The following is a 14,643-nucleotide window of genomic DNA, read 5'->3' on the forward strand; positions in this document are numbered from 1 at the left end:
CCCTATTTAGTGGACTTTTGCAACAATTATAGTAAAGATTTTTGTGGACTATGTCAATGAAATAAAAAACCGTACATTAAGACTCTAACGCCTAATGTACGATCCTGTATTATATATTTACCTACAAGGTCAATGAACTATCGCTATTTATAGCCTTTTCCTTCTTATGCTTCCGTTTCAGCTTCAGATGAGCTACGACCATATACAGCGTCGGAACTACAAACAATGTTAAAATAGTTGAAAAAATCAGTCCGAAAATAATGGTTGTTGCCAACGGTTTGAACAAGATCTCCCCTATTGTGGCAATAGGAATCATACCCACAATCGCAGTTAGCGAAGTAAGCAAGATCGGACGGAAACGGGCAGAGCATGCCATTAGAATGGCGTCTGTTAAATCAGCGCCTTCACGCCGTGCATCTTCAATAAACTCTATCAACACGATACCGTTACGCACGACGATACCAGCAAGTGAAATGATACCCATAATACTCATGAATCCAATGGGCATCCCTGAAATAAAGCTTCCAAGGATTCCCCCTGCCGCTGCCAGATAAACGGTAGTCATAATAATGAGCGGTGTGGACACCGAGTAAAACTGCATGGTGATCAAGAGGAGAATAAGGAAAATAACAATAACAGCTAATTTGCCCAAGTCCTTAAACATATCAGACTGCGCAGATGTTTCCCCTCCCATCTCCCAGGTGTAGCCTGGTTCAAACTGGGTATTTGTAAGTTTGCTACGGATATCATTAGTGAGTTCTGTAGCCGTACGCCCATTTCCATTGGCTGAGATCGTTACCGTCCGTTCCAGATCATAACGGTGGATTTGTTGGATGGAAAAGTCCGGTTTCATCGTGGCTAATTGGGATAAAGGTATTTGCTCCCTTGCCGCATTGTTCACACTTAATTGTTGGAATAATACCTCAGGATCTTGGTTTGGTTTGTTCATGTATATATTGACATCAAGCAATTCCTTACCCGTATCAAAATCCGTTACATTCACCCCGTCACCCATTAATAGCAAAGTACGCGTTAAATCGGAATAGCTAACCTGATATTTATCCAAGGCTTGCTGATTGATTTGGAAATTCAGATTATAGCTTTGCATACCCATATTATCGGTCACATCTACAGCTCCGGGGGTCCCCGCAACCATTTCTTTGACTTTAGTTGTCATGTTTTGCAGCTTATCAATGTCTTCTCCTTTAATACGGATAGACACCGCACTGCCGACCGGAATACCTAATTGGGGAACACGAATGCTGATTAATGCAGATGGATATTTTGCTTGTAGTGTATGGGTCCAGTTATCTACTGTTTTTTTGAGATCAAATAGCCCCTCTTTTCCAACGACAGCAATTTGGCCGTTGACCGCTCCCCCAGAGCCATGACCGCCTGCAACATCACTATACAGCTGAGGCGCTCCTCCACCTGCCGTTGCCGCCAGCCGCTCTGTTTCTGGCTGTTTTTTGACCCAGCTCCCAATCTCGTTTACAACTTGATTGGTTGCCTGCAACGACGTTCCTTCTGGCATCGTTACGCTAATCGTGGCATCCGCTTGATCGGAATCCGGAAATAATTCAATGGGAACAACAGCAAGTAGTCCATAAGCTGCTGTACCCATCATAAGACCAATAAGCGCTGTTAACAGTGGACGTCGCAGTATTCTAGGCATCCAGTTTTTAGAGTACACATTGGATAGAGATTGTATTTGATTCCCCAGAAGTCCAGGTGGCTTAACTGTTTTACTACTCTCTTTTCCTTTACGACGTTGATCGTACCATTGACGGAAAATAGGAATAATTGTTAACGACATAATCATGGAAGCCAGCATCGTTAACGAAATAACGGTAGGTATCGGTTTAATAAAGTCACCAATAGTGCCCGGCAGGAATAAAAGCGGGGCAAATGCCGCAACCGTAGCTAGCGTAGCTGTAATGATCGATAAGGATACCTCTTTCGTCCCTTTAATGGCCGCCTCCGTAGCATCTTCCCCAAATTCAGAGCGTCGGCGTTCAATGTTGTCATTGACCACGACGGCATCATCAACCAATATCCCTAATACGATAATTAATCCGATGACTGAAATTTGATTCAGCGTGATTCCTGTTGTGGGTAAGAAAATAAAGCCGATGGCGATGGAAACAGGAATGGCCAAGGCCACAAATGCAGAAGTCAGCAAATTTAAACCTAATGTACATATAACAATGACCGATATAATAGCGATGATCATCTCTTTGGTCAGGTTTCCAAACATTTCATCGACTCGATCATTTTGCGCAAAAAGTAGCTCAAAATGTACATTCTTCGGCAAACCGCTCACAAGTTCATTGATTTTGGCTGTAGTCGCCTTAGATACCGTTGGCACGTCTGTGCCTGTATCTCCGCTCACACTGATCGAAATAGCAGGCTTGTTATTCACATACGTATAACTAGCTGCTTTTTTAAAAACAAGTGAGGCTGTCCCTACATCTTTCAGAGATATCGGGAATCCATCGTCATTGCTTGAAATCTGGACGTTATTTAGAATGGATGGATCGGTAGAGGCATTTACCGTCAGCTGATAAGTACGCTCATTGAAATCCATACTTCCTGTAGGAACTCTTTCATTCTCATTTTTGATTGCTTGAACAACCTGCTCCCAGGAGATGTTATATTGTTGCATCTTTTGTGTGTCTAAACTAATTCGTACTTCTTGATCTGGTATTCCTTGAATATTAACTTGCGAAACACCCGAGACCGTTTTTAATTGATCTTTCCATTTGTTCATCAATTCATTTAACGCGTATAAATTCTCAATTTTATCAGAAGTAATCGCGTATGAACCAATGAAAGAGCTTGTCATGCTATCATTAATAATGGGCTGCATCGCATCTGCTGGAAGCTCAGACTGTGCATCCTGTACCTTTGTACGAAGATCAGCCCATACCTTTGTCGGGTCCGCATCCTCAAAAGCTTCTACTGTTATACTGGATTGCCCTTTAGATGAAGTGGAAGAAATTGTTTTAACACCTTGTACGGCTTTAATTTTCTGTTCCATGACCTTAGTAATGGTTTGCTCGATTTTTTCGGGTGAGGCGCCCGGATAGATGGTTGTAACACTGGCTGACAAGGGAATAACATCGGGCTGCTCTTGTTTAGGTAACGATGTAAAATTGTAGAGCCCTAGCACAATGCACATGGCGAAGAAAATGAGTGTAATTTTTTGCTTTTTAACGATATATTTAATCATTCGGACGACTCCTCCGATTTCCCAGGTACACCATTCCCAAGTAAATCACCATTAAATAAGGTTCCTGCTCCTTGCGTAACGATTTGATCGCCTGCCTGTAGCCCAGAGACCACTTCGAGCTGATTATTAGTCACTTTCCCCAGTTTAATCGGTGTTTTGACAGCTTTTCCATTTACAGCTTTAAAGACATAAGGATCATTTCCCGTACTAATTACGGCCTCTACGGGCACTAAAAGCGCTTCGTTTTGATTTATGCTTTTAGATGCGCTGATGACTTGACCAGGCTTCCAATTCAGTTCGGGATTGGGAATGCTAACTTCCACATTGATGCTTCCCGTTTTGGAGTTAGTCGATGGATAGATCTGGGTGACGGTTCCTGTTCTCATTTCATCGTAGAGAGATATATTAACTTTTTGGTTTTTCTTCCACGATAAGATTTCACTGTCCGGTACGGGGAGGAGTACTTTTAAAGTCTTGATATTTCCGACAACAAATGCCTCACTTCCACTGGAGCCCAGTTGACCATCAGATATTTTTTTTTCAATCACAACACCAGTGATCGGGGAGGTTAAAGTCGCTTTTTTCAGTGACAAGGATGACTGTTCATAAGCAGCCAATGCATCCTCATAGGTAGCCTGTGCCTGAGCTTTACTGGCTAGCCCTTGTTGTATAGTAGCCCTAGCCGATTCCAGCCCTGCTCTGGCCTGATCTACGCCGGCCGAAGCTTGTGCACGCTGTTCCTGGGATGCCCCTGCAAGCAAAAGAGACAATTTCTCTTGCGCATCACTTAAGCTTTTTTGTGCGTTTGCTAATTCCAGCTGCGCATTCTCATTTTCCGTTAAAGATACCGCACCTGCCTGGAATAGACTTTGGGACCGTGCGGCATCCGCTTTCTTCTTGTTATAATTATTAGTTGCTACAGTAACCGCATTTTGAGACTGTGCTATCTCCTGCTTTTTGGCGCCATTGTTCAATTCCTGCAATTTCGATTGGGCCGCATTGACCTGGGATTGCGAACTATGGATGCCCGCTTGTGCCGATTGGACAGAAGCCTCCGCTTGGCTAACACCAGCCTTTGCCTTTTCCATGGTTGCCTTTGCCCGATCCAGCTGCAACTGGTAATTGGATGTATCTAGCTTCGCAAGGACACTCCCTTTTTCTACTGAATCCCCAACCTCAACCATAGTGCTCAATATACGTCCATCCGCTTCAAAGGAAACATTTGCCTCATTACTTGCCTGCAAAGTCCCCGCCAAATTAAAATCATTGGCCAAAGGTTTCATTGCAAGTTTCTCTACTTTCACCGGGTGACTGGCTTGTGTTACGGGGTTCTCCGTTGCACTGGAGCAACCGGAAGCCACGATAGCTAATGCAACCCCTGCAATCATTATCCTGATTCCTTTTTTCTTCAACTTCATGTCATCCTCCCTGATTCTCTCTTCTAAAGGTGCTATCAGCAACCCGTGGGTCAAGTAAACTTTTTCATCCTTTTTTCATGTTATAACAATGAACAAACAAAAAAATCGTACAAAGGGGCAAGCACCTTATGTACGACTGGGCAAATAAATAACATATTTTCAGTTATTATTTCTAAAGCTGTAAAATACCACGTTCCAACGAAACGGCAACGGCTTCGGATCTGGAATCAACACCAAGCTTGTTATAAATATTCGTTAAATGTGCCTTTACGGTACGCTCGGAAATTCCCATATCAAACGCAATTTCCTTACTTTTAAAACCATGTGCAACAGACTTTAATATATGCCTTTCCTTATCCGTCAGAACTAAGTTGCTTTCGTGTGACTCTATCTTGGCTTCTCTCTTATTCGTGGCAGCGAATACCCTGGCTGTTATTTCAGGCTGAAGCAGCGTTTCTCCCCTTAGCGCTGACTCAATCGTGCGAAATAAGTTTTCTCGACTGGTATCTTTTAGTAAATATCCTTTTGCTCCCAAAGAGAGTCCCTTAATCATTAAGTCATCTTCGTTATACGTAGTCAGGATAATGACTGGTGTTTCATTTTGTTTTTCTCTGAGGGCTTTCATGGTTTCCAAACCACTCATTTGTGGCATATATAAATCCAAAAGGATGACATCCGGCTGAAGTTCTTCGATCAATTTAAGAGCCGTTACACCTTCTCCGGCTTCACCAATAACTTCATAACTGTCATTGGTCTCCAACACCAGCTTTAATCCCTCTCTAACTACCCAATGATCGTCGACGATTAAAATCTTGTATTTCATGATAGGTCTCCTTTAGTAAGAGGCGCCTCTATTTTTATAGTTGTACCTTCTTGAAATATACTGCTGATATTGATTTTTCCACCCAGCATCCGTACACGTTCATGTATACCTATTATTCCGTAATGCCCTGTTTGCTTGGCAATAATATCCGTATCAAATCCTTTTCCATCATCACGAATCTCGATTTCAATCTTGCCTTCGTTATCCAAAATACTTATCCATACAGTATTCGCATGTGAATGCTTCGCTACGTTGGTTAAACACTCGCTTATAATAAACAATCCATGTTCGAACACCAGTCTGGGAACCGAAGCTTTAATTTTGATGTTGCGTATTACACGAATGCTCGTAGCCATTGTAAATCGCTGTATTTCTTCCTCCACGGCTTCTGCAAAATCAACTTCCGAGATGGTTTTTGAACGCAGATTGTCTATAGCTCGCCTTGAATCAGACAATGTTCTTCTCACTTGTGACATCGATTGTTGGACGATCTCCTGAGCTCTTTGCGTACTTCCTTTTGTCAGATGAGCATCAATGGCTTCAAGTTGCATGATTAGCCCAGCAAGCCCTTGAGCCAGCGTATCATGAAGATCACGGGCCATACGTTGTCGTTCGTTAGCAATTGTAAGTTCTTCGACCTTTTGATGTGCGATTTCAAGTTCTTTAAGAACGTTTTGCGTTCGGATTCGTGCTTTGACTTGTTTGAGAAAAAGAACGGCATAAGCTACTATAACAACTGCAATGAGAAAAAATAGCGGGATGAACAACACAAATTGCTTGCCGTCATTATGCCAGACCACAGCCACACAAAAAATTACATAGGAGATCAAAAATACAAGAATAACCTTAAGCGGCTTATAATAAATACCTATACTCTGCCCCACCAAAACGGGCATTAACCCAACCAGTACTATGGAGAAACTTTCAGGTAGAAGAAATGCACTTGTAAAGATCAATCCTCCTTGTACAACAAAATAAGCCCATGAATAATATTTTGCAACTCTATGAGCATGCAAGTACAAGAGGATGTGCAATATGATGATTATAGTGAATAAGACACTTTGTAGCAGATTTAGACCATTAGACAAATGTTGAAGAATGACAGACTCACTATAAATTATAAAAATCCATATTATGGTTAATACTTTCGAAATGTCCTTGGTCTCAACTTCACCTTCACTTTCACTTATTCCCGGATCTAGATTTTGAACCTGTACATTGTATTCATCGTTCATAATTCCCTCCTACAATTCTGAATTTGGCTTTTCAACTTAGTAGAGACCATGCCGCTATGAGCAGCTAATCCATTTAGTTTGAACAGTAATCATGTATATATTATTTTACAAAAAAACAAACAGAAAAAAACGTACTCATGGGCAATATCATTTGTACGTTTGGGCATTGAATACTTTTTGTTCGATTCCATCCAATTATGGCGTCATATAAAAAAGCACGCAGCAGGTTATCCTGTGCGCGCTTCGCCATTCTCTATTTCTCCTCCAACTCATCTGGTACATCGTATTTATTGATATGTGAAGTCATTGCTGCAACAGCTTCGCTGGCATCCGTCGTGGCCGGTACTTCTCTGACCACATCATCCGTCTGATCACGAAAGTTCAAACGATCTGCCTCAATCTCTTTCTGTTGGTTCGGTTTCATTTTTCACGTCGCTCCTTTCTATTCAAGGGTCTGATCTCGTTCTGTTAACGCGTACAAAGGCACTTCCCGTTCTTCTTCCGGGTTGTTCAGCGCATAGATCCGTGCCGTCTCACGCTGTTCATTCACATGCTGAATATAAATGGGTAGCCCATCACACAACACATTCGCCATTATGGAAGAGGACGCTATTTCTTGCGCTCTTTGAACATTCACTTAGAAAAAACCTCCCTTGCTAAGTAGAGTTCCCCCTTACTATGCACGAGGTAAATATTTGTTATACATATTTCATGCCAACATGTTTTTCATGATCTTGAAAGGATATCATTTGAAAAAATAAATATTATTGTTATTATGGATTGAGAGGTTCAGTGAAAACTGCAATCTTAATTGTAGAGAAAAGGAGTAATGATGAATGTTAAACATATTAATGGTTAACTTTCCGGCAGAAGGACATGTGAACCCTACGATTGGGATGACGCAAGCCTTTGCAGCACGAGGGGACCAAGTACATTACATTACAACTGAGAAATACAAGGACAGACTCGAAGCAGTTGGAGCGAAGGTTCACCTGCATTCTGATCTGGTCAGGACCGCTTCTATTGATTCCAATACTCCGGATGGGTTGAGTGCATTTATGAAAATTCATATTCAGACTTCGCTGGACATATTAGCAATTACTCAGCAACTGTCTAAAAGCATTGATTTTGACTTTGTATTCTATGATAGATTCGGAGCTGGCGAGTTAGTTAGAGACTATTTGAAAATCCCTGGTATTGCTTCCTCCCCATCTTTTCTGATTTCACAGAATCGGATGGCTACCAATCTCTTTCGCTTTAATGAAAAAGAGCCGTTTCAACTTGATGAACATGCCACGACCTCACTGCAGCTCATGAAAGAAAGGTTCGGTGTTGCTCCCGAAAATATGGTTCAATTTATGAGCAATACAGGGGCTTTGAATATTGTATATACCAGTCGATATTTCCAACCAGACGGTGAACAGTATGGTGACGAGAATCTCTTTATTGGTCCCAGCTTTCCAGAACGCAAAGGGGAAAATTCATTTCCACTGGACAGACTAGAGGATAAAAAGGTTTTGTATATTTCGATGGGAACTGTTCTGGACCACACTGAAGACTTTTTTAACACCTGTATTGAAGCTTTTTCCGATTTTGAAGGTATCGTCGTGATTGCAGCTGGCGAGAAAGCTGACTTTACGAAAATCAATCCGGCGCCAGAGCACTTTATCATCTCGCCCTATGTTCCCCAATTGGAGGTATTACGTCATTCGGATGTATTTATTACTCATGGTGGAATGAATAGTGTAAATGAAGGAATTCACTTTAACGTACCCTTGGTTGTACTGCCGCAGGACAAGGATCAGCCCATGGTCGCGCAGCGGTTAACAGAACTTCAAGCTGGCTATCGAATAACCAAAGACCACATCAATGTACAATCGTTAAGAGATGCCGTACATGAGGTACTGTCGAACGCAACGTATAAAGAGGGCGTACAAAAAATAAATGATAGCTTCCAGCAATCTGGCGGTACAGAAGAAGCCCTCGCAAAAATTGATGCCTATCTTCAAAATAAGCTTGTGTAAATCACACGATTACAATTCTACAAAAAAACAGGAGCCCTGACCATCAAGGGTCGGGTTCCTGTTTGTCATGCATTTCTATGTGGAGATATCCCACTTCTGAAACGAAGCCATCGTACACTTTCCGCTCGCGAACGCTCGAATGCCTGTAGATTCTGCTCCCGGATACACTCTTCCTGTGAGGACGTATTCACCGTCGCCGATGAATATTTCCACCGAGCTTTTATCGACAAAAATCCGAAGCTCCAGACGGCCCTCGTTTAAGTTTAAAGGCACTCTTCGCTCTCCGCCCGGGCCTATACCGGCACGCTCACGGTTAAAACGGAACAGACCGTCATCAGGACGATACGAGAGTACAGTCTCCTCTTCGTCGCCCACTCGCAGCTTCAAGCCGAATTCATTGGTGTTACTGGCTTCGAACTCAAATACCGCCTTCAGTTCGTAGCTATCTCCGAACGTTTCCATGATCTGCTCGCCTGTCAGCAAGATATCCCGCTGTTCGAACAGATTGCATCGGTAATTTTCCACCTCTTCAAGCGGACGGAACAGCAATCTGTCGTGGTCGATAACCGCTTCCCGCGGAAGACTCATTGCACCCGCCCAATGGTGCCCCTGCTGGGTCGGCATCTCCGACTCCCACATATCCATCCATCCGATGACGATTCGCCGCCCTTTATCATCCAAGGTTGACTGCGGGGCATAGAAATCGAATCCGTGATCTACCTGAGCATACTGCTCTGCCGTAAATGTTCCAGCCTCCGCATTGAAATCACCTATACCGTACATGGTGGAATGCAGATTACGGTATGCTTCTCCCTGAGCAGGCATGCGCTGCGGAGACAGCATAAATACGTGCCGACCGCCAAGCGGGAACAAATCCGGACACTCCCAATTATCGCCGAAACGTCCGTCACTCACGGCTAGTACATTGACATACGTCCAGCTTTTCAGGTCTTCAGATCGGTAAAGCAGTACAAGCCCGTTCCCTTGGGCATCATTAGAGCCAAGAACGACGTAGTATTGATCTTCGTGCCTGAACACCTTAGGGTCACGGAAGTCTTTACGGCTGATCGTGTCCGGTACGGCGTCATAACCGATGACCGGATTGCCCTCCCACTTTTCGAATGTCACCCCGTCCTCCGATACTGCAATCCCTTGTGACTGCTTGTAATCCTGATCCTTGTCAGGCCCGGTTACAACATGTCCGGTATACATCAGGACAAGCTTCCCGTCCTGCTCAATCGCACTGCCAGAGAAGCAGCCATCCTGGTCGAACTCGCCGTCCGGTGCCAAAGCGACCGGTAGATAATCCCACTTCATAAGATCGCGGCTGACTGCATGTCCCCAGTGCATCGGTCCCCATACTGATTTATACGGGTAATGTTGATAGAACAAGTGATACTGCCCGCTATATTGAATGAAGCCGTTCGGATCATTCATCCAGCCGAATTCAGCCATTAAATGGTAGTTCAGCCGATAATCCGGCCGAAGCATATGCTTCGATTGGGAAATAAATTGATCTGCACGCTCTCTCGTATACGTTCTAGTCTGTTTGATAAGGCATCCTACTCCTACAATTATTTAATCGAACCTTGCATAACACCCTGAATAATATACTTCTGGGCGAACAGATAGATGATAATGATCGGAAATATCGTCAGTACCAAACTTGCCATCAATGGACCATAATCCACTGTATAGGTTCCATAAAAGTTATACGTGGACAACGGAAGTGTCCTTTGCTCCGGATCGACCAGAATGAGGGAAGGCAGCAGAAAATCATTCCAGATCCACAGCACATTGAGAATGGAAATGGTGGCAGTCGTGGGCATCAGTACCGGAAACACGATCCGGAAGAATGTTTGAACCCGCGTGCAGCCGTCAATTAGCGCCGCTTCCTCCAGTTCTTTTGGAATACTCTTTACGAAACCATGATAAATGAAGACGGCCAGCGAGCTACCAAAACCGATATACATATAAATCAGCGACCACTTACTGTTCAGCAGATCAAGTGACCCGTAGATTTTCACCAATGGAATCATGATAGCCTGGAATGGAATGATCATGGATGCAACCATCAGCATAAATGTATATTGGTTGAACTTGGTGTTGTTTCTGACAAAATAATGAGCCGTCATCGCCGCAAACAGCGATATAAACAGAACGCTTAACACCGTTATGACCAATGAGTTGGTGAAGGCAGCGATGTAATTCATTTTATCAAATGCATTCATATAATTGACCATACTGAAGCTCTCTGGAAGCGATAACGGATTTGAGGTGATGGCCATGTTTTCTTTGAACGAATTGATCAGCAGAAAGACGAACGGTACGATGAACAATATGAGTATGACTGTCAGCACAATGAATTTGATTACGGAGGAAGCAACTCTTTTTCTTGTCATTACGCCTCCACCTCCAACTTCTTACTAAAATAAACCTGAAGCAGAGTGATGAGAGCAACCATCAGGAACAACACGAATGCTTCTGCTTGCCCCACACCATAATCACGGGAAAGGAATGCCTTTTCATACACATGCATCGACACCATTTGAGTACTGCTGAACGGCCCACCTTTCGTGAGCGCAAGGTTCACGTCATAGACCATAAATCCGCGTTGCAGGGACAAAAATATACATACGATGAAAGAAGGAACCATCAAGGGCAGCACCATTTTCCGCAGTCTGGTCCAACTGTTTGCCCCATCAATGCTTGCGGCCTCCATAATATCATTCGGCACACCCGTCAATCCCGCGATGTAAATGACCATCATGTAACCCGCGTTCTGCCACACCGTTACAATCACGAGTGCCCAGAACGCTTTGTCGGGATCAGCCAGCCAAGTCGTGCTGAGCGACTGTATACTGGCATGTTGTCCCAAATAGACAAGCACGTTGTTGAATATAAACTGCCAGATAAAACCGAGTACAATGCCCCCGACAAGGTTGGGCAGGAAAAATCCTGCCCGGAAAATACTCTGCCCTTTTAACCCTTTAGTCAGCACATAAGCCAGCATAAAAGCGATCACATTGATAAGAACAACGGTATAAAACACATACTTGAGCGTCAAGCCGAATGACTTCCAAAACTCGATATCTCTAAAAACAGCCAGATAGTTTTGGATGCCTACCAGCGATAGTGTGGTGGAAATACCATCCCAGTTTGTGAACGTCAGATAGATGCCATACAAAAATGGAATAATCATTACCGTTATGAAGGCAAACAAGGTTGGGCCCGTAAACAGTAGCCGCGTCCGCAGCCGGTTCCATACTCCTTTTTCCGTAATCATGATGATCCCTTCCTTTGTTTCGGGTTTCTCTCTCTATTCCAGGTAATTTGAAAACAACCTTATTTAACGGTTTTCCAGTAGTTTTCGATTTCTTTAACCAGTGTTGCACGATCTCCCTGTTTCGCCAGATACTTTTGCATGGAAGATCCTGTCTTAGACCAGTGGTCCGCAGGCAGCATGCTCATCGACTGCTCTGACTTGCCTTTTGCAATATAATCCTGGATGGACTTGCCAAGCGGGTCGGCCGCAGGCAGTGTAATATTTTTGAACGCCGGGATAATGTTCGCTTGGTTCACGAGGAAATCCTGGCCTTTCTCATCATATACGATCCAGTTCAGGAACTTCTTCGCCGCATCTTGCTGTTCCGGAGTAGTCTTCTCCTTGTCAATAACAATGCGCTTGGATACAGCGGACGAAATCTCCTGATTGCCGTAGTCATCGGCATTGTTACTGATGGGTACAGGCAAGAAACCATATTCTTTGTTAGCCGTATCAAAACTGTTGATTTGCGGCCATGCCCAGTTGCCCATGAACCAAATGCCAACTTCACCTTTGCCGAGCAGCTCCGGTCCGCGTTCATAAGCTCCTGCTAGCGGAGAAGCCTGATCGATGTTGTATTTCATCATGAGGTCGAATGTATCCATAAGTCCGTTAAATACAGGATTATTAGCCAAGCTAGCCTGGCCCGTTTTTAGTGACGCCATGAATTTGTCCACTTCAGCCATGTCTTTGTTCTGGCCTGCATAAGCAAGAGGCAAATAATGAGCGCCCAGAGACCAGTCCATTGGTGAAATCACCAATGCTTTCTTACCAGATGCCTCAATTTGCTGAAACAGTTTTTCAAGGTCATTTCGGGTTTTAATTGTGGTAGGATCAAAGCTTCCGCCTACCGCTTTATCTACAACGGCTTTGTTGTAAATGAATCCGTAGCCTTCAACAGCCAGCGGAAACGCATAATTTTTGCCGTCAACCGTCGTAGCTGTGGTAGCGTTTTCAACTGTGTCCTTATTCCACTTTTCTCCGCTCAGATCGAGGATACGGTCCTTGAACTTCTCCACATCACCTGTATCTAGCATGATCATGGTCGGCGGGTTTCCGGATGCGTACAAAGCGGAGGCACGCTCAAAAGGCGACCCACCAGTCGGAACCGGCTGGATTTCAACAGTAATACCCGGATTGTCTTTCTGGAAGGCCTTAGCGGCTTCCTCCAGCTGTGGAAGGATTTCGCCTTTGGAGTTCAAAAGCGTAATCTTCACATTTTTCGAATCCCCTGATCCCCCTCCAGAAGCCGAATTACCTTCTCCACCGGAGCCACCACATGCAGACACCACCATAACTAAAAGAAGCAGCATTACCATCCATTGAACTCTTTTGAATTTACTCACTGTTGTCATCCCCTTATTTATATAATGGCTCTGAACACTTAAATAAAACGCTTACAAACGGATTATATGTCAAAGGTTTAACCTGTGTCAATCGTTTGACATGTTATTCCCTTAGCATGTACTAAAAAAAATCTGTTCCCCTTGTTAGAGGAACAGATTTTCATTCAGGTCGTTGCACGCTCAATTAGTTCAACAGGCAACAGATTGACAGGTTGTACCTGCTCCCCCTCCGCCTGCCTGCGGATCAGCTCGACCGCCAGCCTGCCGATCTCTGCAATCGGCTGTCTTACCGATGTAAGTTCTGGCGTCAGCCAGGAAGCAACGCTTACATCATCGAAGCCTACAATACGCACATTCTCTGGCACATGCCTTCCAGCGCGAATATATTCCTTCAGCGCGAAAGCAGCAATAATATCACTTGTTGCGAATACCCCATCCACATCCGGATGTTCATGAACGAGTTTTGAAATGATCCGCTCGTACTCCTTCTGGTCGAACACATTCAAGTCTGTTTGAACAATCACATGCTGGACATTATGCTTACCCACCACATCCCGGAATGCTTTGGTCCGCTCATTGGACAGCATGTTCAGCTCCAGATTTCCGCAGATATGGGCAATTTTCCGGCAGCCTTTGCGAATGAGCAGCTCCGTAGCCAGCTCGCCTCCGCGATAATTATCCGAGGATATGTAAGGAATATACGGGTCAATCTGCCTATCAAACGTCACGATCGGTGAATTCAAATGTCGGTACTCTTCTACTTCTAATGTATGGCTACCCATAATGATGCCATCCACCCGGTTCCGCTTCAACATATCAATATACACTTTCTCTTTCACGGGATCCATATGTGAATTGCACAGCAGGACCTTGCAGCCATGCTGATAGGCGTAATACTCAACCTGATTGGCAAGCTCACTGAAGAAAGGATGCGAGACATTGGGAATAATAAGGCCAATAATATTGGACTGCTTACGTAGCAGAGATCGTGCTATTTCATTTGGTTGATAATTAAGTTCCTCCATTGCGTCGAACACTTTTTTGCGTGTAGTTTCGCTGATATATCCCCGGTTATTCATTACACGGGATACGGTAGTGACCGACACGCCCGCTTTTAATGCTACATCATGAATTGTCGCCATATGAACCTCTTCCCGTACAAAATAAATACATACAAACTATACTCTCTCCCCATCATTTCAACAACTTTACTTAACGGAAGGCCTCATAATGGCCGTCA

General features: G+C 44.0%; 12 protein-coding genes. 1 reads left to right on the top strand and 11 read right to left on the bottom strand.

All coding sequences use genetic code 11. The features are described from left to right. Nucleotides 1–121: 121 nt before the first annotated feature. The 6 genes from MKY35_RS22515 to MKY35_RS22540 all read right to left on the bottom strand — a co-directional run bounded on the left by MKY35_RS22515 (nucleotide 122) and on the right by MKY35_RS22540 (nucleotide 7,345). Nucleotides 122–3,232, bottom strand: coding sequence for an efflux RND transporter permease subunit (locus MKY35_RS22515; RefSeq protein WP_342444872.1), 3,111 nt, complete (start codon nucleotides 3,230–3,232; stop codon nucleotides 122–124). Next, nucleotides 3,229–4,650 (bottom strand): efflux RND transporter periplasmic adaptor subunit, encoded by a 1,422-nt coding sequence (locus MKY35_RS22520; protein ID WP_342444873.1) that lies wholly within the window; start codon nucleotides 4,648–4,650, stop codon nucleotides 3,229–3,231. Before MKY35_RS22520 ends, MKY35_RS22515 begins: the two co-directional genes overlap by 4 nt. A 172-nt stretch (nucleotides 4,651–4,822) precedes the next feature. Next, entirely contained in the window at nucleotides 4,823–5,473 is a 651-nt protein-coding gene (locus MKY35_RS22525) for a response regulator transcription factor (RefSeq protein WP_342444874.1), read from the bottom strand. Next, nucleotides 5,470–6,708: a sensor histidine kinase gene (locus tag MKY35_RS22530; RefSeq protein WP_342444875.1), complete on the bottom strand. Its 1,239-nt coding sequence runs from the start codon at nucleotides 6,706–6,708 to the stop codon at nucleotides 5,470–5,472. Before MKY35_RS22530 ends, MKY35_RS22525 begins: the two co-directional genes overlap by 4 nt. 253 nt (nucleotides 6,709–6,961) lie before the next feature. Further along, a complete protein-coding gene (locus tag MKY35_RS22535; RefSeq protein WP_176716844.1) occupies nucleotides 6,962–7,132 on the bottom strand; it encodes a hypothetical protein in 171 nt (56 codons plus the stop codon). 18 nt (nucleotides 7,133–7,150) lie between these two features. Continuing rightward, the gene (locus MKY35_RS22540) at nucleotides 7,151–7,345 is read right to left on the bottom strand and encodes an H-type small acid-soluble spore protein (RefSeq protein WP_016820419.1); all 195 of its coding nucleotides are present in this window, start codon (nucleotides 7,343–7,345) and stop codon (nucleotides 7,151–7,153) included. Between the two features lie 199 nt (nucleotides 7,346–7,544). Between MKY35_RS22540 and MKY35_RS22545 the strand changes: the two genes are divergently transcribed. Beyond that, nucleotides 7,545–8,732: a macrolide family glycosyltransferase gene (locus tag MKY35_RS22545; protein WP_342444876.1), complete on the top strand. Its 1,188-nt coding sequence runs from the start codon at nucleotides 7,545–7,547 to the stop codon at nucleotides 8,730–8,732. Nucleotides 8,733–8,807: 75 nt separating this feature from the next. Here MKY35_RS22545 and MKY35_RS22550 read toward each other — a convergent pair whose 3' ends face one another. From MKY35_RS22550 to MKY35_RS22570, 5 genes are all read right to left on the bottom strand, one after another. Then, nucleotides 8,808–10,223: a glycoside hydrolase family 32 protein gene (locus MKY35_RS22550; protein WP_342444877.1), complete on the bottom strand. Its 1,416-nt coding sequence runs from the start codon at nucleotides 10,221–10,223 to the stop codon at nucleotides 8,808–8,810. Nucleotides 10,224–10,306: 83 nt separating this feature from the next. After that, entirely contained in the window at nucleotides 10,307–11,134 is an 828-nt protein-coding gene (locus tag MKY35_RS22555) for a carbohydrate ABC transporter permease (RefSeq protein WP_029519357.1), read from the bottom strand. Further along, a complete protein-coding gene (locus MKY35_RS22560; RefSeq protein ID WP_029519358.1) occupies nucleotides 11,134–12,018 on the bottom strand; it encodes a sugar ABC transporter permease in 885 nt (294 codons plus the stop codon). Before MKY35_RS22560 ends, MKY35_RS22555 begins: the two co-directional genes overlap by 1 nt. A gap of 59 nt (nucleotides 12,019–12,077) precedes the next feature. Then, nucleotides 12,078–13,403 carry an ABC transporter substrate-binding protein gene (locus MKY35_RS22565; protein WP_029519359.1) on the bottom strand — a complete coding sequence of 442 codons (1,326 nt, stop codon included), beginning with the start codon at nucleotides 13,401–13,403 and terminating at the stop codon, nucleotides 12,078–12,080. A 164-nt stretch (nucleotides 13,404–13,567) separates the two neighbouring features. Continuing rightward, nucleotides 13,568–14,545, bottom strand: a complete 978-nt coding sequence (locus tag MKY35_RS22570; RefSeq protein ID WP_322252795.1) for a LacI family DNA-binding transcriptional regulator — start codon at nucleotides 14,543–14,545, stop codon at nucleotides 13,568–13,570. Between the last annotated feature and the right edge of the window lie 98 nt (nucleotides 14,546–14,643).

This window comes from Paenibacillus sp. FSL L8-0638 (genome assembly GCF_038593075.1).
Lineage (GTDB): Bacteria > Bacillota > Bacilli > Paenibacillales > Paenibacillaceae > Paenibacillus > Paenibacillus polymyxa_D.